The sequence below is a fragment of the Novosphingobium humi genome (assembly GCF_028607105.1).
In the GTDB taxonomy this organism is placed as follows: Bacteria; Pseudomonadota; Alphaproteobacteria; order Sphingomonadales; family Sphingomonadaceae; genus Novosphingobium; species Novosphingobium humi.
In genome coordinates, this window is sequence record NZ_CP117417.1 from 360,863 (window position 1) to 385,965 (window position 25,103).

Below are 25,103 nucleotides of genomic sequence, written 5' to 3' on the forward strand. Positions count from 1 at the left end.
GGGCGCCCCTTCGGATTATTTCTGGCCGGTGCCGCCGCCCAGCGATTGGTAGAGCGCCACCGTATCGACCAGCCGCGCCGCGCGGGCCTGAACCCATGTGCTGCGCGCCTCGGCCCTGGCGGCCAGAACCGGCAGCAGGGTGAAGGTGCCGACCGCGCCCAACTCATACTGGCGGCGGGTAAAGTTCAGACTGTCGGCCGAGGCACGGTTGCCCCGGTCGGCGGCGGCCAGCGCATCGCCATCGGTCTGGATTGCGGTCAACGCGTTTGAAACATCGGCAAAGGCCTGAAGCGCGGTCGAGCGATATTGCGCCTGCGCGGCTTCCAGCGCGGCCTTGGCGGCGTGGCTCTGGTGCAGCAGCGATCCGGCATGGAAGATCGGCGCCGACACCCCGCCCAGCAAGGCCCAGAACGGATTGCCGGTGGCGAACATGTCGGCAAATGTGTTGGCCGTTCCGCCATATTGGGCGCTCAGCGTAAAGGAGGGCAGGCGGGCGGCCACGGCGGCCTTGGCATCGGCCGATGCGCCTTCCATGATCGCGGCGGCGCTGCGCACATCGGGGCGATGGGCGACCACCTGCGCGGGCAGGCTCAAGGGCAATTGCGCGGGCAGGGTCAGTTCGTCCATGCGCGGCACGGGGGGCAAAGGCGAACCCGGCGCCACCCCGATCAGCACGGCGATCTGGGCCTCCTGCGCCTTGCGCGCGCGCTCCAGCCCCGGCAATTGCCCCTCGATCGCGGCCAGCGCGGTTTCCTGCGCCGCGACGTCCGAAGCCCCCACCGCGCCGATCTTCTGGCGCAGCTTGATCAGCGCCAGCACATCGCGATAGGCGGTGACGGCATCGCGGGTCGCGTCGATCTCCTCGCCCAGCGCGGCATATTGGATCGCCGACTGCACCAGATTGGCCACAACCATCGAGCGCGCCGCGTCGGCCCTTGCCGCCTGCGCCCGCGCCGCCGCCTGCGCCGAGCGCACCCGCGCCCGCCCGCCGCCGAACACATCGGGCGACCAGGACAGGCTGACCTGCGCGGTGTGGAGGGTGTAGAGCAACACATTCTGATCAGCCAGAACCGGTGCGATCGTGTTGCTGGTCCGCGCGCGACTCGCCTGATAGCCCGCATCGACCTGGGGCAGCAGCCCGCCTACCGAGGCGCGCGCCAGTTCCTGCGCCTGACGCAGGGTGGCGTCGGCCGCGGCAATGTCGGGATTGGCGCTCAGGCTGCGTTCGACCAGCGCATTGAGCGCGTCATTGCCGAATTCGCGCCACCATTGCGCGGGGACCGGGGCCCCCACGGCAATGGCCTGCGCCGGGCCGCCCTCGGGCGCCACCGGGGCGCTCAGCACCGAGGCGGGCGCGTTGCCCGCCGGCGTCGGAGGCAAAGGCAGTGCGGGAACCGTTGCAGCCAGCAAAAGGGCGGTCATGCTCATGCCGTTTCTCCCTCATGATGATGGGGCAGATCGCGCTCATCCTTGCCATGGGCCACGGCGAACTTGTTAGGCACATGTTTGGAATAGCGCCCGATCAAGAGCGGCAGCACCAGCAGGATCAGCACCGGGGCCAGCGTCATGCCGCCCACCACCACCAGCGCCAGCGGCTTTTGCACCTGAGAGCCGATGCCCGTGGCAACGGCGGCAGGCAGCAGGCCGATGGCCGCCACCAGACAGGTCATCACCACCGGACGCAGCGAATTCTTCGTGGTGGTCTGCAGGGCTTCCTCGCGGCTTTGCCCTTCATTGAGCGCGGTGTTGAAATTGTTGACCACCAAAATCCCGTCCATCACCGCAATGCCGAACAGCGCGACAAAGCCGATGGCGGCCGAAATCGAGAAGGAGGTTCCCGTCAACACCAGCGCCAGCACGCCCCCGATGATCGCCATCGGAATGGACGAGAGGGCAAGGCAGGCATCGCGCAGATTGCCGAAATTGGCAAACAGCAGCGCAAAGATGATCAGCAGGCTGATCGGCACGACGATTTCCAGACGCGCCACGGCATTCTTCAGGTTCGACATTTCACCCGCCCATTCGAGGCTATAGCCCGGCGGCAGGGTGATCTTCTGGGCGATGCGGGCCTGGGCCTCGGCGACGGCAGAGCCAAGGTCGCGGTCGCGCACGCTGAACTTGATCGGCACATAGCGCGTCTGATGCTCGCGATAGATGAAGCTGGCGCCAGAGACGAGGCGGATGCTGGCGACTTCGGACAGCGGCACCTGCGTCACGCCGCCGGTCGCATTGGGCGTGGCCACGGTGATGTGGCTGATCGTGTCGATGCTGTCGCGCTGTTCCGGGCGGAAGCGCACGATGATCGGGAAATGCCGGTCGGTATGCGGTTCGTACAATTCGCCCGGCGAGGAGCCACCCACAGCGGCCGCCACGGTCTGGTTGATGTCATCGGGCGTCAGGCCATAGCGGCCCGCCTTTTCGCGGTCGACATCGATGCGCACCGTAGGCTGGCCCAGCGACTGGAACACGCCAAGGTCGGCAATACCTTGAATCTTGGACATTTCATCCTTGATCTGGTTGGCGATCTTTTGCAGCGTTTCCAGATCGGGGCCGAACAGCTTGACCGAATTGGCGCCCTTCACCCCGCTGGCCGCTTCGGCCACGTTATCCTCGATGATCTGCGAGAAGGAGAAATCGACGCCGGGGAAATGCTCGGCCAGATCCTTGCTCATCTGGGCGACGAGCTTGTCCTTGTCCATCCCCGAAGGCCATTCCTTCTGCGGCTTCAAAGGCACAAAGAATTCGGCGTTGAAGAAGCCGGTCGGGTCGGTGCCGTCATCGGGGCGGCCCTGCGTCGAGAGCACGTTCTGGGTTTCGGGATAGGAGGCGATGCGGCGCCGGATCGCATTGGTGGTGGGCAGGCCCGCCTCCAGCGAGATCGAGGTCGGTAATTCGCCGCGGATGAACAGATTGCCTTCTTCGAGATGCGGCAGGAATTCCACGCCCAGCGCGCGCACCCCGACCATGGCCGCGCCGAACAGCAGCAGACCGCCGCCGATCGTCACCACCGGATTGGCCAGCGCAAAGCTGGAGGCCGGTTCGTACACCCGGCGCAGGCGCTGGACGATGAAGGTTTCCACCTCGGACAATTTATCGGGCAGCAGCAGCGCCGACATCACCGGCGCCACAGTAAAGGTGGCGATCAACCCGCCCGCGATGGCATAGGCATAGGTCTTGGCCATCGGGCCAAAGATATGGCCTTCCACGCCGGTCAAGGTGAAGAGCGGCAGGAAGGAGGCGATGATGATCGCGGCGGCAAAGAAGATGCCCCGGCTGACCTCGCTGCTGGCATGCAGGATTGCGCCAAGGCGGCTGGCGAAGGAGAAATGACCTTCGCCGCGTTCCACATGCTCGGACCTTTCGACCATATGGCGGAAGATGTTTTCCACCATGATGACCGTGGCGTCCACCACAAGCCCGAAGTCGAGCGCGCCCACCGAGAGCAGGTTCGCGCTCTCGCCCTGAAGCGTCAGGATCAGCACCGCAAAGGCCAGCGCGAAGGGAATGGTGGTGGCCACGATGATCGCGCTGCGCAGATTGCCCAGCAGGCCCCATTGCAGCGCGAAGATCAGCAGAATGCCGACCACCAGATTTTCCATCACGGTATGCGTGGTGACATCGATCAGCTTGGAGCGGTCATAATTCGACACCAGCGTCACGCCCGGAGGCAGGATGCCGCCCGCGTTGATCTTTTCGACCTCTTCCTTGACCGCGTTGATCGTGGGCATGGACTGCGAACCGCGGCGCATCAGCACGATGCCCTCGACGATATCGTCCTCATTGCCAAGGCCCGCCACGCCAAAGCGCGGCTGGTTGCCGACCTGAACGCTGGCGACATCGCGGATATAGACCGGCACGCCCGCATTGTTGGTGACCAGCGTGTTCTCGATCTGGCTGGGCGACTGGATCAGCGCGACGCCGCGCACGATGGCGGCCTGCGGGCCAAAGTTGATCGTCTGGCCGCCGACATTGCTGTCGCCCTTGCCCAGCGCCGCAATCACAGCGGCAACGCTGGTCTGATGCGCGGTCAGCTTGGCCGAATCGACCACCACCTCATAGGCGCGCTCCTTGCCGCCCCAGCCCGTGACATCGATCACGCCGGGAATGGCCTTGAAGCGCCGTTCCAGAATCCAGTTCTGGAGCGTTTTGAGGTCCATCACCGAATAGCCCTTGGGGGCCTTGATGCGATAGCGATAGATTTCGCCGATCGGGCTGGTGGGCGAAAGTTCGGGCGAGACCCCGCCGGGCAGGGGGCCAAGCTGCGACAGGCGGTTGATCACCTGCTGTTGGGCCTGCTCAAAGGTGAAATCGTAGGTGAACTGCACCTTCACGTCGGACAGGCCGAACAGGCTGATGGTGCGGATCGCCGTCATATGCGGCAGGCCCGCCAGTTGCACCTCGATGGGAATCGTGATGCCGCGCTCCATTTCCTCGGCGCTGGAGCCGGGGGACTGGGTGATGATTTCCACCATCGGCGGAACGGGGTCGGGATAGGCCTCGATGTTCAGGTTATAAAAGGCAATGCCACCGGCCGCCAGCATCCCTGCCAGCAGCCCCATGATCAGCATGCGCGAACGCAGCGCAAAACGGACAAGACTGTTCACGCGCCAAATCCCGCTTCGTTCACAAAGATCGCGCCGGTGGTGACAACCTTTTCGCCGCCCTTGAGGCCCGAGGTCACATCGACCCGGCCATTATGGCTTTCGCCCAGCGTGACATCGACGCAGCGGAAACGGTTGGGCGAAATCTGGATCCACACGCGGGCGGTGTCATTTTCGCGGATCACGGCCTGTGCGGGCACCGACATCACCGGGCGGCCTGCGGCGGGGGCGGTGTTCTGATGGCGGATGGTGAAATTGGCGAACATCTGGGGCTTGAGCGCCCCGTCCGGGTTGGCGATCGTCGCGCGCACCGGCAGGCGGTGGCTGACCGGATCAAGCGCGCTGGCGATATTGTCGACCACGGCCTGGAACACGCGGCCCGGAAAGGCCGAGACGGTCACATCCACCTGATCGCCCATATGCACATGGGGTGCATCGCTTTCGGCCAATTGCGCCACCAGCCACACCCGGCTCGGATTGGCGATGGTCAGCACAGGCGTCGTGCCGCCCACCTGAACGAACTGGCCCGGACTGACGGCGCGGGTGGCGATGACGCCGCCGATGGGGGCGCGGAACGTCGTTTCGGGGTGATAGCCGTTGACGTCATGGGCGCCTTCGAGGCGGGCGATTTCGCCCTGGCTCTTGCCATAGATCTCCAGCTTGTCGCGCGCGGCGCCAAGCGTTGCCTCGGCGCTGCGCAGCGCGGCCTGCGCGGCAACGGCATCGTTGCGCGCCTGTTCATAATCACGCAGCGCGCCGCCGGCGGTGCGATAGATCTGTTCCTGACGCTTGAGGTTTTCCTCGGCCAACTTGGCCGCGGCAAAGGCGCTTGATCGGGCGGCGGCCGCACCGAACAGCGCATTGCGTGCGTCCACCACGTCGCTGGTGCGCAAGGTCAGCAAGGGCTGGCCCTCGACCACGGTCGCGCCCTGCTGGACCATCACCTGCGTGACCTGCCCCGAATAGGGCAGGAAGATCGGTGTGGCGCGGTTTTCATCGACCGCGATCATGCCGGTGGCGGCGGTCTGCAGCCAGCCGTCACCCCCGCCCACGGCCTCGACCTTGAGCGTGGCCATTTGCGACGGCGTCATTTCGACAACGCCTTCGGGCAGCGGCGGGGGCGCCACCGGTTCCTTGTACGTGAAATGGCGATAGGCCAGCACCAGAAGCGCAACCGCCCCCACTGCCAGCACCGCCTTAAGCAAAAGGCCAAGCTGATTCTTGACCGAAAGCGTGCCAACCGCCTGATTATCCGTCACTTCTATTCCTCGCCTGCATCGTGCCGCCAATCCTTATCAGCCCCTAGCACGCGCAGCTCTTCGAGTTTGCTCCAAGCACGGGGGGCGCTGAATTGAATATGAACGGATATAAAATTTTTATATAAACTCAAGGGCAGCCCCTAAGGGTGTTCCCTGAGTTCCCGCTTACCACCTGATTCCCAAGGCTCTCTCGGTCATTGCCCATTCACTCTTTTGCGCTAAAAAGGTCAATTGGAAGATATAAGAGCAAAAGATGACCGAAGAAGAAAAACGTCTCTCCCGCCGTTTTTATAAGGCCGAGCAGGAAGCCGGTTTTGTCGAAAAACACGAAACCCGCACGCCCCAGACACAGAGCGCCAGCTACAAGCTGGCTTTTCGCGACACCGAATTTCTGCTGCGCGAGGAATTGCGCCCGGTGCGTTTTCAGCTCGAACTGCTGAAAACCGAAATGTTGCTCGACGAAGCGGGCATCGGCTCGACGCTGGTATGCTATGGCTCGGCGCGCATTCCCGCCCCCGAAAAGGTCGAGGAACGCCTCGCGGCGGCCACCACGCCCGAGGAAAAGGCCATTGCCGAGCGTCTGGCCGCCAATGCCCGCTATTATGAGGAGGCGCGCAAACTGGCCCGTCTGGCCAGCCAATGCGCGATCGTGGAAAAGGGCATGCGCCAATTCGTGATCTGTTCGGGCGGCGGCCCCTCGATCATGGAGGCGGCAAACCGCGGCGCCTCCGAAGTGGGGGCCGAGACCATCGGGCTCAACATCGTGTTGCCCCATGAACAGGCGCCCAACCCCTATGTCACGCCGCGTCTGGCGTTTCAGTTCCACTATTTCGCGCTGCGCAAGATGCATTTCCTGCTGCGCGCGCGGGCGGTGGCGGTGTTTCCGGGCGGGTTCGGCACGTTCGATGAATTCTTTGAAATGCTCACCCTCATTCAGACCGGCAAGATGAAGCCGATCCCGATCCTGCTGTTCGGCGCCGAATTCTGGAACCGCGTCGTCAATTTCGAGGCCCTGGTCGAGGAAGGCGTGGTCAACCGGCGCGATCTGGAACTCTTCACCCCGGTCGAAACCGCCGAGGACGCGTGGGAACACATCACCGGCTTTTACGGGATCGACTGTTTCCCCAAATTTGCGGAGTGATCATCAGTCAGGGCGTATCGCCCCATTTGGCGGCAACGTCGATGGGGCGCCAATCTTCGCCGCGTTGATCAGCAATTGCATCGTAAATCGGCTTGCGCCCAAGGGAATGCCCAAGCGGGCCATGGCCGGCGCCAAGTTGGGGTGCCGATCTGATGGCCATTCCAATATAGGTGATGGCACGGTCCACCGCGTCATCCATCGCTATCCCTTGCCCCAATCCGGTGGCAATCGCGCTGGCCAGCGTGCAGCCGGTGCCATGGGTGTGGCGCGTATCAACCCTTTGGCTGGTGAAAGTGAATTCGCCGCCGTCAACAAGCAGCCGATCTTCAATGACCGGCCCTTCGCCATGGCCTCCCTTGATCAGCAGAGCTTTGGTCTTGCCTCGCACCGCCTCCTCTCCGCCCAATGCCTCCAGTTCCGGCAAATTCGGCGTGGTGAGCGCCGCCAGCGCCATCAATCGGCCAAAGGCGGCGATGGTTTCACTATCCGCCAGAATACCGCCGCTCGTGGCGATCATCACCGGATCGAACACCACGGGCGCGTCGATCTTTTCCAGCCGGTCGGCCACGATATGGGCAATGCCCGCGCTGCCCAGCATGCCGATTTTGACCGCATCGACGCCAATGTCATCAATGCAGGCGTCGATCTGCGCGGCCACCATGTCGGGTGAAAGCGGTTCGACCGCAAAGACCCCGCGCGTGTTCTGGGCGGTGATCGCGGTGATCGCACTCATGCCATAGCCGCCCAGCATGGTGATGGTTTTCAGATCCGCCTGAAGCCCCGCGCCGCCGCTGCAATCCGATCCCGCGATGGTCAGAATCCGGGCCGGCTTCATCCCTTGTAATGCCGCACCGTCGAGGGTGGGTTCTTGGCATGGTGCTTTTTCGCTCGCGTCGGGCGGTCCATCAATTCACCGCCGCAATTGGGGCAAAGATCGTCCAGTTCCTCGCTGCACTGCGCGCAAAAGGTGCATTCAAATGAGCAGATAAACGCGCCGGGGGCCTCGGCCGGGAGGTCGCATCCGCATTTTTCGCAATCGGGGCGCATTTCGAGCATCGGTGTGGGTTTTCCAAAAAAGGTATGAGCAGGGGATCTAGACCCCGTGCACCCCATTACTGTCATTGTTGCGTCACAGGTTCAACCTTGGCGCAACGCCGCCGCGCCGCAGGCTATAAAACCACTTCGCGCTTCACGTCCTATGGCAGGCTATACGCCACCCCAAAATGGGATTGCAAAGGGACCGAGTCCCTTTGCCCGCCGGAGGCAAAAATTAAGCCGCCGCCGCCTTCACCGCATCGCAAATGGCATCCACCACCTGCTCGACCTCGGCCGCATCGTCGCCCTCGGCCATCACGCGGATGACGGGTTCGGTGCCCGAAGGCCGGATCACCAGACGCCCGCGCCCGGCCAGTTGCACCTCGGCCTCCGCGATCACCTTTTGCACGCTTTCGGCCTCCAGCGGCTTGCCGCCCGAAAAGCGCACGTTTTTCAGCAATTGCGGCACGGGATCGAACAGGTGGAGCAATTCGCTCGCTTTCTTGCCCGATTGCACCAGCGCCGAGAGCACCTGAAGCGCGGCCACGGTGCCATCGCCGGTCGTGCCGTGGTCGAGCATGATCATATGGCCCGACTGTTCGCCGCCCACGTTAAATCCGCCTTCTTTCATGCGTTCGAGCACATAGCGGTCGCCCACCTTGGTCCGCTCAAGGTTCAGCCCCTGCGCGTTCAGGTAACGCTCCAGCCCGAGGTTCGACATGACCGTGGCCACCACGCCCCCGCCGCGCAATTCGCCGCGCGCATGCAATTGCGTGCCGATCAGCGCCATCAATTGGTCGCCATCGACCGTCTGGCCCATTTCATCGACCACGATCAAACGGTCCGCATCGCCATCCAAAGCGATACCGATATCCGCGCCGGATGCCACCACGGTTTCCTTGATCAGATCCAGATGGGTCGAGCCGCATTTGTCATTGATGTTTTTGCCATTGGGCGACACGCCCACCGCAATCACCTCCGCGCCCAATTCCCAGACCGCCGAGGGGGCCACCTGATAGGCCGCGCCATTGGCGCAATCGACCACGATCTTGAGGCCATCAAGGCGGATGTTGTGCGGCACCGAACCCTTGACCGCGTGGATATAGCGCCCGCGCGCGTCCTCGATGCGCCGCGCCCGCCCGATCTGGGGGCTGTCGGCCAGAGGCAGTGCCTGACCCAGCATCGATTCGATGGCCAGTTCATCCTCGTCCGAGAGCTTGAAACCATCGGGACCGAACAGCTTGATGCCATTGTCCTCATAGGGGTTGTGGCTGGCCGAGATCATGACGCCCACGTCCGCCCGCAATTCGCGCGTCAACAGCGCCACGGCGGGCGTCGGCATCGGGCCGAGCAGCACCACATCCATGCCCACGCTGGTGAAACCCGCCACCATCGCGTTTTCCAGCATATAGCCCGAAAGCCGCGTATCCTTGCCGATCACCACGCGGTGGCGATGCTTGCCGCGCAGGAAATGCGTGCCTGCGGCCTGACCCACCTTCATCGCGATTTCGGCGGTCATCACCCCGGCATTGGTGCGTCCGCGAATGCCATCGGTGCCGAAAAACTGTCGTCCCATTCGTCTGTCCCCAAACCGATCCGTCGTTTCGCGCATTGGCCATGCCGAACGTGGCCGAACCCGGGCATGGCGCGCGCAGCTTGCCTTGCTATGTGACGCGGCGAAGTTAATGTCACGCAAACAATGGTAAGGCGGGCAATGGTAAACCACAGGGGCATTCGTTGAGCGATCAGGTTGAACAGGCGGAAAAGGGCGGTTTCAACCTGCCGGAGATCCGCGTGGCGTCGTTGGGGGCTTTGGTGGCGCTGGGGGCGGGGCTGGTCTGCGGGCTGGTGCTCTCGCGCTTTCCCGCGGCGCTGCCGGTGGTGCGGGTGATCGAGCCTTTGGGCACTTTGTGGCTCAAGGGTTTGCAGATGACGATCCTGCCGCTGGTGGTCGCGCTCCTGGTGCTGGGTCTGGTCCAGACGGCGGCTGCCGCGCGCGCCGGGGCCATGGCGCGGCGGGCGATCTTCTGGATTCTGGGCTTTTATCTGGTCAGCGGCGCGGTGGCCGTGGTGGTCATGCCGCTCTGGCTCAAGATGTGGCCGATTCCCGGCTCGGCCGCAGGCGCGCTGGCGGGCAGCACGGCGCAGAATGCCGGGCCGGTGCCGGGCCTGTCGGAATTCCTGCTGGCGGTTTTGCCCTCCAATATCGCCTCGGCGGCGGCGGGGGGCGAGATGCTGCCGGTGGTGGTGTTCTTTGCCGTTTTCGCGCTGGCCATGGGCAAATTGCCCGAGGGGCCGCGCCGCCATATGATCGGCTTTTTCGAGGCGCTGGCGGGCATCATGATGGTGATGATCGGCTGGGTGCTCTCGATCGCGCCGATCGGGGTGTTCGCGCTGGCGCTGGGGCTGGCGGTGAAAACCGGCACGGCGGCGGTGGGCGCGCTGGCGCATTATGTGACGCTGGTGGCGGGGATCGGCGGATTGGTGCTGCTTTCGGCGCCGGTGATTGCCGTGGTGGCGGGGCGTCTGGCGCTGGGGCGCTATTTGCGCGCCATGCTGCCGGTTTCGGTGGTGGCGGCGTCCACGCAAAGCTCGCTGGCCAGCCTGCCCGCGATGCTGTCGGCCTGTTCGCGCCTTGGCATCCGGTCGTCGAGCGCGGAATTCAGCCTGCCGCTTTGCGTGGCGCTGTTCCGCGCGACGGGGCCTGCAATGAATCTGGCGGTGGTCATCTATGTCGCCCATCTGACCGGGACGCCGCTGGGCGTCTCGGCCATGCTGGCGGGGATCGCGGTGGCGGCACTGACCGAGCTTGGCACACCCTCGCTGCCCGGATCGATCAGCTTTGTGCTCTCCATCGGCCCGGTGGCGATTGCCATGGGCGTGCCGGTGGGGCCGCTGGCGCTGCTGGTGGCGGTGGAAATGCTGCCCGATCTGATGCGCACGCTGGGCAATGTGTTCATGGATGTGGCCGTGACCAGCAGCGTGGACAGGGCCGGTAAGGCGGATTAGTCCTTGGGCGTGATCCGGTCCAGCTCGGCCATCAGCGCCTGGCTGCTCTCGCTGGCATTGCCGCGCGTGGGGATGCGGCCTTCTTCGATCATGGCGGTCAGTTGGGCGCGGCCCCGGCCCACCCGGCTCTTGATCGTGCCCACCGCGCAGCCGCAGATCGCAGCCGCTTCCTCATAGGAAAAGCCGCCCGCGCCCACCAGCAGCAGCGCCTCGCGCCTTTCGGCGGGCAGCTCCATCAAGGCCCGCGACAGATCGGCCAGATGCAGCGGCGCTTCCTGCCCCGCGGGCGAGGTCAGGATACGGTCGGCGACGGTCTCGTCATAGTCAGCGCGAAAGCGGTTGCGCCGCATTTCGGTAAACCATGCATTGCGCAGGATTGTGAAGGTCCAGGCCCGGATCGAGGTGCCCGGCACAAAGCGGTCGCGCGCGGCCCATGCGCGCAGCAGCGTGTCCTGCACCAGATCGTCGGCCAGATCGGGCCGCCCGCAAAGCCCGCGCGCAAAGGCGCGCAGATGCGCCGTGACCTGCGTCAGCTCTCGCTTGAAATCCGGGGGCTGGGCTTCGACCTTGCTCATTCGGCGTCGCGGTCGAGCCGGGACAGCAGGTCGGACAGGAAATCGGGCAGCGGTTCTTCGACCACCTGTTGATACATGTCGCGCAAGGGGGCGGCCCATGGCGGCGCCTCGTCCATGCCGCCATCCTTTTTATCGCCCTTGGCGGTTTCTGGCCCGGCTTCGGGTTTTGCCCCGTCCTCGCCCGGAATGGGCGATCCGGCAATACTATCGCCCGATAAATCAGCACTGCGTGGCTTTTGCTCGCGATTCACATCAATCTGCCCAATTTGAGCGCCCCCGCCCAATCCGCCAATCCCACATAAACTTGCAGGGACGGGAACGAAGCTTGCCCAGCTTGGTTCCCACGCGCAACCGTTTGTTGCATGATGATGTTGCAAAGTGGCACAATTGGTCGGGTGAGGGGGCGTTTTGGATCGCATCATGGCAGACAGGGTGGGCGCGCAGGGTTGGTATGAACGCATGCCGCGCGCGCTGCCGATTGCCGGCTTTGTCCTGGCGATGCTGGCCAGCCTGCTTTACGCCTATACCACCGAACGCACCGAATACCGCCAGCGCCAGCAGCAGGCCCGCGCCGCGGCCAGCGTGGTGGGTGCCTCGCTGGGGCGGCGGGTCAACGCGCATACCGCCTATCTGCGCGCGGCGGCGCTGCTGCTGGAAAAGCGGCGGGGCATGACGCAGGCCGAATTCATCGCGCTGTCGCAGGAATTGTCGGGCGACGAAGAATATCGCGGCTCGGAAGGCATCAGTTGGGCCGAGGCGATTACCCCCGCTCAGATCCCCGCCTTTGAAGCCGCGCGCCGCGCCGAGGGTATGGAGAATTACACCGTCCATCCCGCCCCGGCGCCCGGCGCGCGGATGTTGACGCCCGTCACCTATCTGGGCGATCCCACGCCGCGCCGCCGCCTGTCCTATGGCTATGACATGTATTCCGAGACCCAGCGCCGCAAGGCCATCGACCGGGCCGAGCGCGAAAAGCGCCCCATCGCCACCGGGCCGATCCGGCTGGCCATGGATCGCGGGCGGCCCGCGTGGCCGGGGTTCCTCATCTATATGCCCTTGTTTGACAAAGCGACGGGGCGGATGCGCGGCGTGCTGGGCGCGCCGTTCAATGCGCAGGTCTTTCTGCAATCGGTGATCGAGCTTGAGCCGGTGAATGATTTTTCCGTCTCGCTCTATGACGGCGCGGTGCGGCCTGATCGCCTGCTGGCGCAGGTGGGGCCGCCGGGGGGCCGCGATGACCGGGTGCAGGAGCCGGTGATGGTGGCCCATCGCCCGATGGTGCTGGTGGTCAGCGCTCCGGCCGCGCCCGGCCTGTCCAAGGTGGCGATCATCACGCTGGCGCTGGGCTCGGTGGTGGCGGGGCTGCTGGGGGGCATGGCATGGCTGGTCGCGCGGCAGGCCGCCGAGGATCGCGCCTCGCTGGCATGGCTGCGCGAACAGGCCTCGATCCGGGGGGTGTTGAGCCGCGAGTTGAACCACCGGGTCAAGAACACCTTGGCCAATGTGCTTTCGATCATCGCCCTGACGCGGCGGCGGGGCAGCGATCCGGCCTCGCCCGCGCTCAATGAATTTGCCGATGCGCTGGAGGGGCGCATCCGCGCGCTCTCGGCCACGCATGATCTGCTGATCGCCAGCAATTGGGGCACGACACCCTTGCGCGGCGTGATCGAGGCGGAACTGGCACCCTATGCGCGGGGGGACACGGTGCTGCTCGAAGGGCCCGATGTCGAACTGGCGCCCAATGATGCGCTCTCGCTGGGGCTGGCGATGCATGAACTGGCCACCAATGCCAGCAAATATGGCGCGCTCTCGGTGGAGGCGGGGCGGGTCTCGATCCGCTGGGCGCTGTTTGGCACGGACCGCGTGCGGGTGCGCTGGGCCGAGAGCGGGGGGCCGCCGGTGGCCGAAGAGCGCCGCCGCGGCTTTGGCACCGAATTGATCGAGCGCATTCTGGCCCATGAACTGGGCGAGCGGTTCGAGCTGGTCTTTGCCCGCAACGGGGTGCGCTGCGAGATGCTGCTGCCCCTGCGCCCGCCCGCCATGTTCAAGATGCGGGCCAAACGGGCGGAAGGCGCCGATCAGCTCTGACGGAAAAACAGCGCCTGCGCCATGGCGGCCTGCACGGAATCCTCGCGGAAGGGCTTGGTGATCAGCCATGTCGGCTCCGGCCCGTCGCCGGTCAGCAGCCTTTCGGGAAAGGCGGTGATGAAGATCACCGGCACATCGGCCACGGCCAGAAGATCGGCCACCGCATCCAGCCCCGATGACCCGTCGGCCAGTTGAATATCGGCCAGCACCAGTCCGGGCACGCCCTTTACCATCAGCTTTTGCGCCTGCGCGCGCGTGGCGGCGGTGCCGAAAATGCTGTGGCCCATGCTGGTGACCAGCGTTTCGAGCTGCATCGCGATCAGCGGCTCATCCTCGATCACCAGCACGCTGGTCGCGCTGTCGCGGGCGATGTCGGCCACCGCGCCGCGCGCCAGATCGGCGGTTTCGTCGGGCGTGAGGCCGAGAACCTGGGCGGCCTGCGCGGGGGTGAAATCCTCGATCGTGGTGAGCAGCAGCGCCTGACGGGCCAGCGGGGCGATCCGGCCCAGCCGCAGATCGGCGGGTGCGTGCGAGGCGGTGGAGCGGGGCGTTTCCTGCGCGGCGAACAGGTCGGAAAAGGCGCGATAAAGCGGCAGGCGTCCCCCGCTCAACCGCGCGCGCAATTCCGGTTCGGCCAGCGCCATTTCCAGCAGGCGACGCACCAGACCATCGCCGGCCTGCTGATCCCCGGTCAGCGCGCGGGCATAGCGCCGCAGAAAGGGCAAATGCGATGCGATTTCAGTTCCCAAAGGCATATCGACCCTCAACCAGCGACAGGCGTCCGCCTTTTCCGATACATAGAGCGGATCGGACGGCCTTGCACCTTAGCAATTGCGATCATTTGCGCCATGGCGAAAAAATTTTCAAAAAACCGGGAACCAATCCTTGCGACCCGCGTTTCACCCATGTCACCGTTGCAGACCCCCCTCCCGTCCTAGCGCGGCGGTGACGCGATCCCGTGAAGGCCCTTGCTCCCCCCAGAGCAAGGGCCTTCTAATTTATGGGCGGGGACAAGGGGGCGGGCCAAGGCAGCAACCCCCAAAATCCGGTCACAGATCCTTTTGATAGATCTGATATTCCTTGTTTACGGTGGAATGAATTTCGCGCGCGATGGAATTCATACCCTGATTGTCATCAAGGATCCAGCCGATCTCGCCCCGGCTGGCGCCATAATTGGCCACCGAGTTGCGGCGGATATATTCGATCATCATAAAGGCGAGTTGGCTGGCCATGCGGCTCGATTGCAGCCGCTTGCGCACGCCCATCAAGGGCACGCGCATCGTGCGCACGCGCGGGCGCCAGATCCACAAGAGCAGCCGGATCCAGCCCAGCGGCGAGGGCTTGGGCCCGATCTTTTTCAGGATCTCGTTCATGTCGGGCAGGGTCATCATGAAGGCGACCGGTTCGCCATCATATTCGGCAATCTGCACCAGATCCGATTTGACCAGCGGCTTGAGCTTCTTGCCCGTATAGGCCACCTCGCTGTCGGTGATCGGCACAAAGCCCCAATTGTCGCTCCACGCATCATTCAGGATGTCGAGGATGATCGCGGCTTCCTTGTCGAATTCCTTCAGATTGACGCCGCGAATGTTGATGCGCGGGTTCTTCTCGCCTGATTTGACGATGCGCTGGATCAGCGGCGGGAATTCCTGCGTGATGTCCAGTTCATAGGTGTTGAGCATCTTGGCGGGCGTATAACCGGCCGCCTCGATCCACGGCTGGAACTTGGCGTTCTGGTGGCCCATCATCACCGTGGGCGGATGGTCGTGGCCCTTGACCAGCAGGCCCGGCTCTTCCCACACCGACAGGTTCATCGGGGCCAGCACCCGGTGCATGCCCTTGACCCGCAGCCAGTCCTCGGCGCTGGCGATCAGGATATGGGCGATTTCCTGCGTCTCGGCTTCCAGCGCGCCCCAGTTGCCGGTGCCCGGCCCCATGCCCTGTTCGACGGGCATGCCGGTGGCCTGATGGTCGATGATGGCGGCGATGCGGCCCACGATCCGCCCGCCGCGCCGCGCCAGCAGCAATTGGCAATCGGCATGTTCATGGAAAGGATTGCCGCCGGGCGTCACCTTCTCGATTTCTTCCATCCGCAATTGCGGCACGAAATTGGGATCGCCCGCATTGGCCACATAGACGTAATCCACCCATTGCGCGCGCTCGGCCTTGGAATTGGCGGGCGAGATGGTGATGGCGGTCATGCGGCGGTTCTCCCTGTGGCTTGTGGCGCGGCTATGGCGGCGATGTGTAGCGGGGCGCGCCGGGAATAAAAGAAAAATGCGAGGGCGGTCAGGCCCTCGCATCATGAACTTTGTATCAGGCCCGGTGTTTCAGGCTTCGGTGTCCATGCCCACCGCCTCGGCGGCATGGGCCAGGATCTGTTCCTCGGTCGGCGCCTGGGCCTCGGCGGCCAGCTTTTTGGCGTTGGCGATAGCGCGGCGGCGGGGATGGTCGCTGGCGATGCCGCCCGACAGATCCTTCACCCAAGGATATTTCTTCGCCACTTCCTCGGTATAGCCAAGGTTGAACACGGTGGGGCTGCGGCCCGGGCGATCCTTCTTTTCATAATAGGTGCCCAGCACGTGATCCCAGAAATAATTGGTGATCCCGAAATTGCCGTCCTCGTCCACATAGTGGTGCTCATTGTGGCGCTGCTTCATGTGCTGCACCCACTTCCATTTCGGCTTGAAGGCCAGATGCTGGATGCAATGCATGAATTCATAATAGCAGGTGGTCAGGATGCCGATCGAAAAGGCCAGCGCCGCGCCGCCGATCCGCGCGCCTTCCGGAGCGATCAGCGCGCCCACCGGGGCCGTGGCGATAAAGATCGTGGGCACGGTGGTGTGGAGCGCGCCAAACAGCACCTCCAGATGGTTGGGGTCCTGATGGTGGTCATAGTGGATACGCTTCCACGTGCCCGCCAGCCACTTGAACTTGTAGGGCCATTGTCCGTGCAGGATATATTGATGCAGCAGATGCCAAACCAGCGGATAGACCGCCGCGGCCGCCGCCACAATGGCCAGCGCGCGCCACAGGCCCGTGGGGTTCCATGCAAACACGGCAAAGCCCGCCACGGCCAGCGCCATATAGGCGATGATCGTGTAATGCTGGAAATAGGCGAACACCAGATCGCGCAAATTCATGCGGTCGAGATAGTGCGAACGCTTCCAGAAGGGCAGCTTGGCTTCGTCCAGTGCGGCGTTGTTGGTGGCCACGTGATCGGTTCCTCGAAAGTCTTGGCGCATATTTAAAGGTCGGAGGCGGACGGGGCAAGGCCCCCTGTCTCTAGGGGAAGCAGGGCGCGCTCGTCTCTTGGCCGCCCTAGACCATGCAATTGGGGCATAAACGGGGCAAGATGGGGGGTGGGGCGTTTTATGCCACCGGGGTTGACCGGCCTATTCCTCGGTTCGCACCAATACGGTTTCGCCCACCAGCAGGAACAGCACAAAGGGCGCCCATGCCGCCACCAGCGGCGGATAACCGCCAAAATTGCCGACCGCGAGGCTGAGATTGTCGACCACGAAATAGGTAAAGCCCAGCGCCATGCCCACAATCGCGCGGATGAACAATTGCCCCGAACGCGCCAGACCAAAGGCCGCCACCGAACCCAGCAACGGCATCAGCAGCGCCGAAAGCGGCCCGGAGATCTTGTGCCACCACTTGCTTTCCAGATCCGATGTGCGCCGCCCGCCCGCGCGCAGCGCCTCGATCGTGCGGTGCAATTGGAACAGGTTCATGCGGTCGGCATCGGCCTGCGTGATGTCGATCTGGGCCGGGGTGATGCCTTTGGCCACCACCATCGGGCCGGGGCGGGTCAGCGCGGCGCTGGCCACATCGAAACTCTCCGGCTTGTCCAGACGCCAGCCCGGAGCGGCATAGGTGGCCAGCGGCGCGATCACGCGGCGGGTGATCAGGCCCTGCGGATCGCGTTCATACCATGTCACCCCGTGCAGGCGAATCGCCTTGCCGCTGCCGTTCATCGTGTCGGCGCCAAGGATATTGTTGCCATCGGCCAGATAGAGATTGGTGCGCTCGGCCGGTTCTTCGGGAATTTCGCCGAACTGTACATTCTGCCACGCCTTGAGATCGGCGGTGACGCGGGTGACGACCAACTCGTTGAAGGCAAAGCTGACACCCGAGACGACCAGCGCGGTGGCCAGCATCGGTGCGAGGATCTGATGCGCGGAAAGCCCGGCGGCACGCATCGCGATCACCTCGCTGTTCTGGTTCAGCGGAAAGAAGGTGAACAGTGTGGCCAGCAGCACCGAATAGGGCAGGAAACGCGCCACCAATTGGGGGCTGCGCAGCGTGACATAATGCCAGATCTGGGCCTGACCATTGCCGGGATGGGCCAGAATATTGCCGCTTTCCGAGAGCAGGTCCAGCACCTGCAGCACGAGCACCAGCATCACCAGCACGCCCAGAATCCGCGTGATGAACAGGCGCGACAAATAAAGCGTGAGCGTGCGCGAGGGGAACAGGTCCATCATGCCTCGGCCTTACCCTTTTGTGCGCCAGCCTTTTGTGCCGCAGTGCGGTCCAGCATCCGCGTGATCGCCTTGCCCAGCGTGGCGGCAAAGCGTTCGAGCGCGCCGATAGGCTGGCCCCCCGGAACATAGGCCAGCGTGTAATACATCCAGCCGATCATCGCGGCAAAGACCGCGAACGGCACCCACAGCGCGAGGGTCGGATCAATCCGCCCCAATTCGGCCACCGATTGCCCGTATTCATTGACCTTGTGATAGGCCACGACCATCACGATCGAGACAAACACCCCCAGCGAGGAACTCGAGCGCTTGGGCGGTACGGCCAGCGCAACGGCCAGCAAGGGCAGCATCAGGATCATCACCACCTCGACCAGTCGATAGTTCAGGCTGGCCTTGACCACGGTCTTGTCATGCTCGCTGCTGCCCTTGTCCCAGCCGATTTTCAGCAGTTCGGGCAGCACATATTCGCGCTCGCGCCCGCCGCGCTTGCGGAATTTTTCAAGAGCGGGCAGATCGATGGGCAGGTCATGCGTGCTGAAGCTGAGCACGCGCGGGGTGAGACCCTTGGGGCTTTGCACGATCTGGCCGTCGGTCAGGCGCAGGATCACAGTGTCGAGATTGCCCTGAAGCGCAAGGAAGCGGCCCCGGTGGGCGCTGATCGAGAGCACTTCGCCATTGGCCTCGGTGACGCGCGCGAAAATGCCCAGCAATTCGTGGCCATCCTCGCGGCTCTGTTCGATGCGCAGGCTCATCCGGTCTTTCAGCGTGTTGAACTCGCCCACCTTGATCGAGGCGCCCAGCGCCCCGGTGCGCAATTCGAAATCAAGCTGTTCGTAATAATAGCGCGCCATCGGCTGGACATAGCCGACGATGACCAGATTGATCGCGGCCATCAGCAGCGCCATCAGAAAAGGCACCCGCAGCAGGCGCGTATAAGACAGCCCCACCGCGCGCATCACGTCCAGCTCGCTCGACATGGCCAGTTTGCGGAACGCCAGCAGCACCCCCAGCATCAGCCCCAGCGGGATCGCCAGACTGGCATATTCGGGCATCAGATTGGCCAGCATCTTGAACACCACGCTGACCGGCCCGCCCTCGGTGGAGACGAATTCGAACAGGCGCAGCATCTTGTCCACCATCAGCAGCGAGGCCGCGATGACAAACACCGCCAGCATCGGCATCAGCACCAGCCGGAAGATGTAGCGGTCGGCCGCCGTAAAGAATTTCATGCGCGCCCCGCGACGGCGGCCTGGCGATCAAGGGTCGGGCGGGATTTCACGCGATGGGGGCTCTCTTCACACAGCGGGCCGGACGGGCCGACGCGCAGGCACGCCAACCCGGATTTTGCGGTTCAGTTAAGCGGGGCAGCGTCCCGGCGCAAGGGGGAGTGAGGCCGCCCGCCGCAAATCGGCTCCGGCCTGTGTCTTCAGGCCTTTTCCAGGGTGCATTGCAGCGGGTGCTGGTTTTGCCTTGCGCAATCCATCACCTGATTCACCTTTGTCTCGGCGATCTCATAGGGAAAGATGCCGCAGACGCCCACGCCGCGCTGATGCACATGCAGCATCACGCGGGTGGCCTGTTCCAGATCCATGTTGAAAAAGCGCTTGAGCACCATGACGACGAATTCCATCGGGGTGTAATCGTCATTCAGCATCAAGACTTTGAACTGGCTCGGCTTTTTGGGGCGGGCGCGGGTGCGCGTGGCAAGGCCGATCTGCCCCTGGCCGCCGCGGTCGTCATCCTCACCGGCAAAGGCCGGCCGCGCGCCGCCGCCGTCGTGGTCATGCGCCGCATCCATGCATGAGGCCGCCAAGCCACATGTGGCCGAGTTAGGGGAACGGGAGAGAATCATCCGGCCCAAATACCGCGAATCATGGGGGCAGGACAAGCGCTTCTATGCGCAGTCCCTTGCACAGACCGACTTAAGCATAAATCGGTAAGGACGATGCTGCCGCATTATCCGTCCGCGCGCAAATGGAAATCGCCCCGGCAGGCGCCAAAAAACCCGGCAATCCGGTGAGAGGGCGGATGGCCGGGCTTTGCAGGCAAGGGCGGCACAGGCCGCCCCGCATCAATGGATCAGGCAGCCGCCTTGATCTTTTCCACGGCCAGCGTCACGCGAGTCGAGATCGGCTGGGCCGCTTCATTGGCCAGCTTGACCAGCGCTTCGGAATGCTTCGAAGCGGCGGCGACGGCGTCGTCGAAATGCTTCTTGGCCAGATCGTTCTGCAGCTTGAGGAAATCGGTCGGGCTCTTGGCGGCGGCCAGTTCCTTGACTTCGGCGGTCAGCGTTTCAAAACCCGCGCGGCCTTCCGACACATAGGCCGAGGTCAGTTCCTGCAGGCCGGCGGCCAGGATCTTGCTCGATTCGACCAGAGCTTCGACATTGCCCTTGGCAAATTCGCTGTAATCGCCAAACACCGAATTGCCCTTTTCATAGGCAGCCTTGGCCTTTTCCTGGAAGTCGGCGAAAGCGGTCTGGAAGGGGGCGGCGAAATCGAAGCTGGGGAACGTGGACATGGCAAACTCCTTGGCGAAGATATTGGGCCAGCGCGGCGGCTGGGCGGCGTTTTCGGTCGGCTGCGGGGCTTGGGCGCTCACCTCCACGGTGGGGGCTTCAACCTCGGAAACAGAGGCGGGGGATTCAGGCTCGGCCTTGGCCGCGACCTTACGCGGGGCAGGCTTGCGGACGGGTTTTGCCACCGGTTCTTCGGCGGCAACGGGGGCGACAAGGGCCGCCTCAACCTTCACCTCGGTCTCAACCGGCGTTTCTTCGACCGGCGCGTCGAGAGCAGCGGTTTCGGCAACCGGTTCTGGGGCAACCGGCTCCGGGGTGGTCTCAACCGGCGTTTCCTCCGAAACGGGGGCTTCCTCGACGGGCGCGGGCGTTTCGGCCGCCGGGGTCACTTCGACATCGGGCGCAACGGCGGGGGTTTCAACCTCGGGCGATACCTCAACAGCGGTTTCCGGAACGATCGACGGCGCGGGCTTGGCAAAAGGCGCGCGCGTGGTGCGAATGGTAGCCTTGGTAGTGGGCTTCTTGCTCATTGGACCTGCTTCCCGTTCAACCGACTGTTGAATTGGTGCATAATCCCAGTGCTTCCGATGCGATCGGGCCTGCCGAGATCCTCACCTTTGTTGCGATGCACAATGATGATTCGGCGCGCTGAAGTCAAGTGATTTTTGTGCGGCGCAGCATGTGATTCCCCCGGATCGGAGATGGTTTTGTGCAAATTTGACGAAAATCAAACAAATAAGGCATTTTTATAATAGGATTGCGGCGCGAAAAGCTCATCAGGCTCGCGGGCGAAAATCCAGCATTTCGCACTTGCAGCATAAAAGAGCCTTCGCGGGTCCTCCTATCGCGCCCTCACATATTCGCCCGGCGCATCGCCCAGAATCTTGTCGCCACGCCCGCCCGGAATGCGCTTGCCCTTGGCGGCCACCTGTTCGCTCGCCTGCTCCTGCAGCCAGCCCAGCCAGTGATTCCACCAACTGCCCGGCGTTTCTTTCGCCTTTGCGACAAAGGCGTCCAGATTGTCGGCCGGCTCGTCATTGGTCCAGAACTGGTACTTCTTGGCCGCGGGCGGATTGACCACGCCCGCAATATGCCCCGACCCGGCCAGCACAAAGACATGGGGGCTGTTCTTCAACTGTCCGCTCAAACGCCACACGCTTTCGGGCGGGGCGATATGATCCTCGCGCCCGGCCTGAATATAGGCGGGCGTGGTGATGCGCGACAGGTCGATGGGCGTGCCGCAACCGCTCAGCGCGTCGGGTTGAACCAGCAGATTGTCGCGATAGAGATCGCGCAAATAGGACTGATGCCAGCCTGCGGGCAGATTGGTGCTGTCGCCATTCCAGAACAGCAGGTCGAAGGCCGAATAATCCTCGCCCAGCAGGTAATTGCGCGTCACATAGCTCCAGATCAGATCCTGCGAACGCAGCAGATTGAACGTGGCGGCCAGATAGCGCCCGTCGATCACCCCGTTTTGCGCCAGCGCGCCGATCGCGGCCAGTTGCTGATCATCGATAAAGGTCTTGAGCTCGCCCGCCTTTTCGAAATCAACCTGCGCGGTAAAGAAGGTCGCGCTGGCCACCTTTTCGGCCTCGCCCCGCCGCGCCAGCACCGCCAGCGTCGCCGCGAGCGTTGTGCCCGCCACGCAATAGCCGATGGTGTGAACCGAGGGCACTTTCAGCCGCTCGCGCACCACGTCGATCGCTTCGATCTGGGCGCCGATGTAATCGTCCCATGTCACCGCGCCCCAATCCACGTCGGGGTCATTGGGATCGGCCGATTTCCAGCTGACCAGAAACACGGTGATCCCCTGATCCACCGCCCATTTGACGAAGCTCTTCTTCGCGTTGAGATCAAGGATGTAGAACCGGTTGATCCAGGGCGGAAAGATCAGCAGCGGCGTTGCCATCACCTTCTCGGTGCTGGGCGAATATTGGATCAATTCGTAAAACGGGGTGCGGTGCACGACCTTGCCGGGCGTGGCGGCGATATTCTCGCCCACCTTGAAGGCGTCGCGATTGGTGTGGCTCAACTGCCCGCGCTTCATATCCTCGAGCAGATGCTCCAGCCCCTTGACCAGACTTTCGCCGCGCGTCTCAATCGCCTTTTCCATCACCAGCGGATTGGTCAGCGCGAAATGGTCGGGGCTGAGCGCCTCGATCATCGTGCGCGTGTAGAAGCGCAATTGCTCCTTGCGGGCATCGTCCAGCCCTTCGACCGAATCGGCCATCGCCGTGATCTGTTCGGCCATCAACAGATAGGTCTGATGCACCAGTGCGAAATAGGGCGTCTCGCGCCATGCCGCATCGGCAAATCGGCGGTCGCTGCGGGGCAGGTGGGCATTCTGCACTTCGCCCTTTCCGGCATGCAGCCCCCATTGCGCCAGCACGCCCTCCCACAGTTTCATCCCGTCGGAAAGCAGCTTCTGCTGGGTTTCGGGCCGCACCAGCGGGATCTGTTTGCCCCATTGCGCCAGCATCTCGTTCATCGCGGGCGAGAGCGAGGCAAGGCCGTTCAGTTCGGCCTTGAACAGATCGCCCGAGAGCAGGCCCGACATCGCCTTGCCCGCCTGCTGGGTCTGAAACTCCATCCATTTGGCCTGCATCCGCGCGGCCACATCGGCCCATTGCGCGGCATCCTCGCCGTTCACCACCGGGCCCCCTTCGGCCAATCCGGCATCCATCATGGCGCCGGCCTGTTCCATCACATCGGGAATCGCGGTCTTGGGGTTCAGCCATTGATCCATCGTCTGGCTGGCCACCTCAAAGGGGAGCATCATCAAGCTCGACAGCGGATCGATGGTGGGGGCCTTGGTGCCTTTGCCTTCGATGCTATCGGTTGTGCTGCTCATGCGCTTGTTCTCCCGCTCGCCTTACGCCTCACGTATCAGCATGATACGACTGTGCGCCTGCGGCAAGCATTTGATGGCCCGGCATGGCGTAAAATTGATGACGCCTTTTGCCGAGTTCACCCTCCACGCAAATTTTTTGCATCCTGCTCTCGCGTTTCCGGGCAAAAAGGCGCATGGGAGCGGCCTCCCCCGCCGTGGTGGCGCCGCTTGGGCGCCTGCACTTCGCCATGGTGGCGTATGTGCGATGCGTGATCCGTGGGGAGGTAATACAGGAAAGGTCCGATGTCCGAAGAATTCTACCGCATGAAGCGACTGCCGCCCTATGTCATCGCCGAAGTCAATGCGATGCGGGCCGCAGCACGAGCTAGCGGGCAGGACATCATCGACCTTGGCATGGGCAATCCCGATCTGCCCCCGCCGCCCCATGTGATCGAGAAGCTGTGCGAAGTGGCGCAAAAGCCCAGCGCGCATGGCTATTCCGCGTCCAAGGGCATCCCCGGCATCCGCAAGGCGCAGGCCAATTACTATGGCCGCCGGTTCAACGTGGATCTCGATCCCGAAACCGAAGTGGTGATGACGATGGGGTCGAAGGAAGGGCTGGCCAGCCTGGCGACCGCGATCACGGCGCCCGGTGATGTCGTGCTGGCGCCCAACCCGTCCTATCCGATCCACACGTTCGGCTTTATCATTGCGGGCGCCACGATCCGCTCCGTGCCCACCACGCCCGATGAGCGTTATTGGGATTCGCTGGAGCGCGCGATGAAATATTCGGTGCCGCGCCCCTCGGTGCTGATCGTCAATTATCCGTCGAACCCGACGGCCGAAACCGTCGATCTGGCGTTTTATGAACGGCTGGTGGCGTGGGCCAAGGAAAACAAGGTGTGGATCCTGTCCGACCTTGCTTATTCCGAGCTTTATTTCGACGGCAATCCGACGCGCTCGATTTTGGAAGTGCCCGGCGCCAAGGATGTCGCGGTGGAATTCACCTCGATGTCCAAGACCTTCAGCATGGCGGGCTGGCGCGTGGGCTTTGCGGTGGGCAACAAGCAGTTGATTGCGGCGCTCACGCGGGTGAAGTCCTATCTTGATTATGGCGCCTTCACCCCGATTCAGGCGGCGGCCTGCGCGGCGCTGAACGGTCCGCAGGATATCGTCGAACAAAACCGGCTGCTTTATCAAAAGCGCCGCGATGTGATGGTGGAAAGCTTTGGCCGCGCCGGTTGGGAGATTCCCAGCCCCAAGGCCAGCATGTTCGCATGGGCGCCTTTGCCGCCCGCGCTGGCGCATCTGGGCAGCCTTGAGTTCTCCAAGCAATTGCTCACCCATGCCGAGGTCGCCGTGGCGCCGGGCGTGGGCTATGGCGAGGATGGCGAGGGCTTTGTCCGCATCGCCATGGTGGAAAACGAACAGCGCCTGCGTCAGGCCGCGCGCAATGTGAAGCGCTATCTGACCAGCATGGGCGTGAATGTGCCGGCGGCCAAATAAACGTCAAATTTTTAAGTTTTTGGAATTAGCATGACGCCCGGTGCAGAGATGTGC

At 63.5% G+C, this 25,103-nt stretch carries 20 protein-coding genes; 4 read left to right on the forward strand and 16 right to left on the reverse strand.

Annotated features, from left to right (window positions below; all coding sequences use genetic code 11):
- Nucleotides 1–15: 15 nt before the first annotated feature.
- The 3 genes from PQ457_RS01700 to PQ457_RS01710 are packed head-to-tail and all read right to left on the reverse strand — an operon-like array spanning nucleotide 16 to nucleotide 5,860.
- Nucleotides 16–1,428, reverse strand: coding sequence for an efflux transporter outer membrane subunit (locus PQ457_RS01700; RefSeq protein WP_273618082.1), 1,413 nt, complete (start codon nucleotides 1,426–1,428; stop codon nucleotides 16–18).
- Nucleotides 1,425–4,604 (reverse strand): efflux RND transporter permease subunit, encoded by a 3,180-nt coding sequence (locus PQ457_RS01705; RefSeq protein ID WP_273618083.1) that lies wholly within the window; start codon nucleotides 4,602–4,604, stop codon nucleotides 1,425–1,427. Before PQ457_RS01705 ends, PQ457_RS01700 begins: the two co-directional genes overlap by 4 nt.
- A complete protein-coding gene (locus tag PQ457_RS01710; RefSeq protein ID WP_273618084.1) occupies nucleotides 4,601–5,860 on the reverse strand; it encodes an efflux RND transporter periplasmic adaptor subunit in 1,260 nt (419 codons plus the stop codon). Before PQ457_RS01710 ends, PQ457_RS01705 begins: the two co-directional genes overlap by 4 nt.
- Nucleotides 5,861–6,113: 253 nt before the next feature.
- Here PQ457_RS01710 and PQ457_RS01715 point away from each other — a divergent pair, with 253 nt between their 5' ends.
- Complete coding sequence (locus PQ457_RS01715; RefSeq protein WP_273618085.1) at nucleotides 6,114–7,001, forward strand: LOG family protein; 888 nt, start codon at nucleotides 6,114–6,116, stop codon at nucleotides 6,999–7,001.
- 7 nt (nucleotides 7,002–7,008) lie between these two features.
- Here the strand turns inward: PQ457_RS01715 and thiD are convergent, their stop codons facing one another.
- The 3 genes from thiD to glmM form a co-directional block, all read right to left on the reverse strand.
- Nucleotides 7,009–7,836, reverse strand: coding sequence for a bifunctional hydroxymethylpyrimidine kinase/phosphomethylpyrimidine kinase (gene thiD, locus PQ457_RS01720; protein ID WP_273618086.1), 828 nt, complete (start codon nucleotides 7,834–7,836; stop codon nucleotides 7,009–7,011).
- A complete protein-coding gene (locus tag PQ457_RS01725; protein ID WP_273618087.1) occupies nucleotides 7,833–8,057 on the reverse strand; it encodes a DUF1272 domain-containing protein in 225 nt (74 codons plus the stop codon). The genes thiD and PQ457_RS01725 overlap by 4 nt, the downstream gene beginning before the upstream one ends.
- 214 nt (nucleotides 8,058–8,271) lie before the next feature.
- Nucleotides 8,272–9,612, reverse strand: coding sequence for a phosphoglucosamine mutase (glmM, locus tag PQ457_RS01730; protein ID WP_273618088.1), 1,341 nt, complete (start codon nucleotides 9,610–9,612; stop codon nucleotides 8,272–8,274).
- A 161-nt stretch (nucleotides 9,613–9,773) separates the two neighbouring features.
- Between glmM and PQ457_RS01735 the strand changes: the two genes are divergently transcribed.
- Nucleotides 9,774–11,045, forward strand: a complete 1,272-nt coding sequence (locus tag PQ457_RS01735; RefSeq protein ID WP_273618089.1) for a dicarboxylate/amino acid:cation symporter — start codon at nucleotides 9,774–9,776, stop codon at nucleotides 11,043–11,045.
- Here PQ457_RS01735 and PQ457_RS01740 read toward each other — a convergent pair.
- Both PQ457_RS01740 and PQ457_RS01745 read right to left on the reverse strand, forming a co-directional pair.
- On the reverse strand, nucleotides 11,042–11,620 hold the full coding sequence (locus PQ457_RS01740) for a sigma-70 family RNA polymerase sigma factor (RefSeq protein WP_273618090.1): 579 nt from the start codon (nucleotides 11,618–11,620) through the stop codon (nucleotides 11,042–11,044). The genes PQ457_RS01735 and PQ457_RS01740 overlap by 4 nt on opposite strands.
- The gene (locus PQ457_RS01745) at nucleotides 11,617–11,736 is read right to left on the reverse strand and encodes a NepR family anti-sigma factor (protein WP_168603532.1); all 120 of its coding nucleotides are present in this window, start codon (nucleotides 11,734–11,736) and stop codon (nucleotides 11,617–11,619) included. Before PQ457_RS01745 ends, PQ457_RS01740 begins: the two co-directional genes overlap by 4 nt.
- A gap of 304 nt (nucleotides 11,737–12,040) precedes the next feature.
- On the opposite strand from PQ457_RS01745, the gene PQ457_RS01750 reads away from it, so the two are divergent.
- Nucleotides 12,041–13,708, forward strand: coding sequence for a CHASE domain-containing protein (locus PQ457_RS01750; protein ID WP_273618091.1), 1,668 nt, complete (start codon nucleotides 12,041–12,043; stop codon nucleotides 13,706–13,708).
- Here PQ457_RS01750 and PQ457_RS01755 read toward each other — a convergent pair.
- The 8 genes from PQ457_RS01755 to PQ457_RS01790 all read right to left on the reverse strand — a co-directional run bounded on the left by PQ457_RS01755 (nucleotide 13,699) and on the right by PQ457_RS01790 (nucleotide 23,417).
- Complete coding sequence (locus tag PQ457_RS01755; RefSeq protein ID WP_273618092.1) at nucleotides 13,699–14,463, reverse strand: response regulator; 765 nt, start codon at nucleotides 14,461–14,463, stop codon at nucleotides 13,699–13,701. The genes PQ457_RS01750 and PQ457_RS01755 overlap by 10 nt on opposite strands.
- A 294-nt stretch (nucleotides 14,464–14,757) precedes the next feature.
- Nucleotides 14,758–15,909, reverse strand: coding sequence for an N-acetyltransferase (locus PQ457_RS01760; RefSeq protein WP_273618093.1), 1,152 nt, complete (start codon nucleotides 15,907–15,909; stop codon nucleotides 14,758–14,760).
- Between the two features lie 129 nt (nucleotides 15,910–16,038).
- The gene (locus PQ457_RS01765) at nucleotides 16,039–16,923 is read right to left on the reverse strand and encodes a sterol desaturase family protein (protein WP_273618094.1); all 885 of its coding nucleotides are present in this window, start codon (nucleotides 16,921–16,923) and stop codon (nucleotides 16,039–16,041) included.
- 180 nt (nucleotides 16,924–17,103) lie between these two features.
- Entirely contained in the window at nucleotides 17,104–18,198 is a 1,095-nt protein-coding gene (gene lptG / locus PQ457_RS01770) for an LPS export ABC transporter permease LptG (protein ID WP_273618095.1), read from the reverse strand.
- Complete coding sequence (lptF, locus tag PQ457_RS01775) at nucleotides 18,195–19,424, reverse strand: LPS export ABC transporter permease LptF (protein WP_273618096.1); 1,230 nt, start codon at nucleotides 19,422–19,424, stop codon at nucleotides 18,195–18,197. The genes lptG and lptF overlap by 4 nt, the downstream gene beginning before the upstream one ends.
- Nucleotides 19,425–19,621: 197 nt before the next feature.
- Nucleotides 19,622–19,993 carry an ATP-dependent Clp protease adapter ClpS gene (gene clpS, locus PQ457_RS01780; RefSeq protein ID WP_273618097.1) on the reverse strand — a complete coding sequence of 124 codons (372 nt, stop codon included), beginning with the start codon at nucleotides 19,991–19,993 and terminating at the stop codon, nucleotides 19,622–19,624.
- A gap of 281 nt (nucleotides 19,994–20,274) precedes the next feature.
- Entirely contained in the window at nucleotides 20,275–21,243 is a 969-nt protein-coding gene (locus PQ457_RS01785) for a phasin family protein (protein ID WP_273618098.1), read from the reverse strand.
- Nucleotides 21,244–21,554: 311 nt separating this feature from the next.
- Nucleotides 21,555–23,417 (reverse strand): PHA/PHB synthase family protein, encoded by a 1,863-nt coding sequence (locus tag PQ457_RS01790; RefSeq protein WP_420540978.1) that lies wholly within the window; start codon nucleotides 23,415–23,417, stop codon nucleotides 21,555–21,557.
- A gap of 429 nt (nucleotides 23,418–23,846) precedes the next feature.
- Between PQ457_RS01790 and PQ457_RS01795 the strand changes: the two genes are divergently transcribed.
- Nucleotides 23,847–25,049 carry an LL-diaminopimelate aminotransferase gene (locus PQ457_RS01795; protein WP_273618099.1) on the forward strand — a complete coding sequence of 401 codons (1,203 nt, stop codon included), beginning with the start codon at nucleotides 23,847–23,849 and terminating at the stop codon, nucleotides 25,047–25,049.
- Nucleotides 25,050–25,103: the final 54 nt, after the last annotated feature.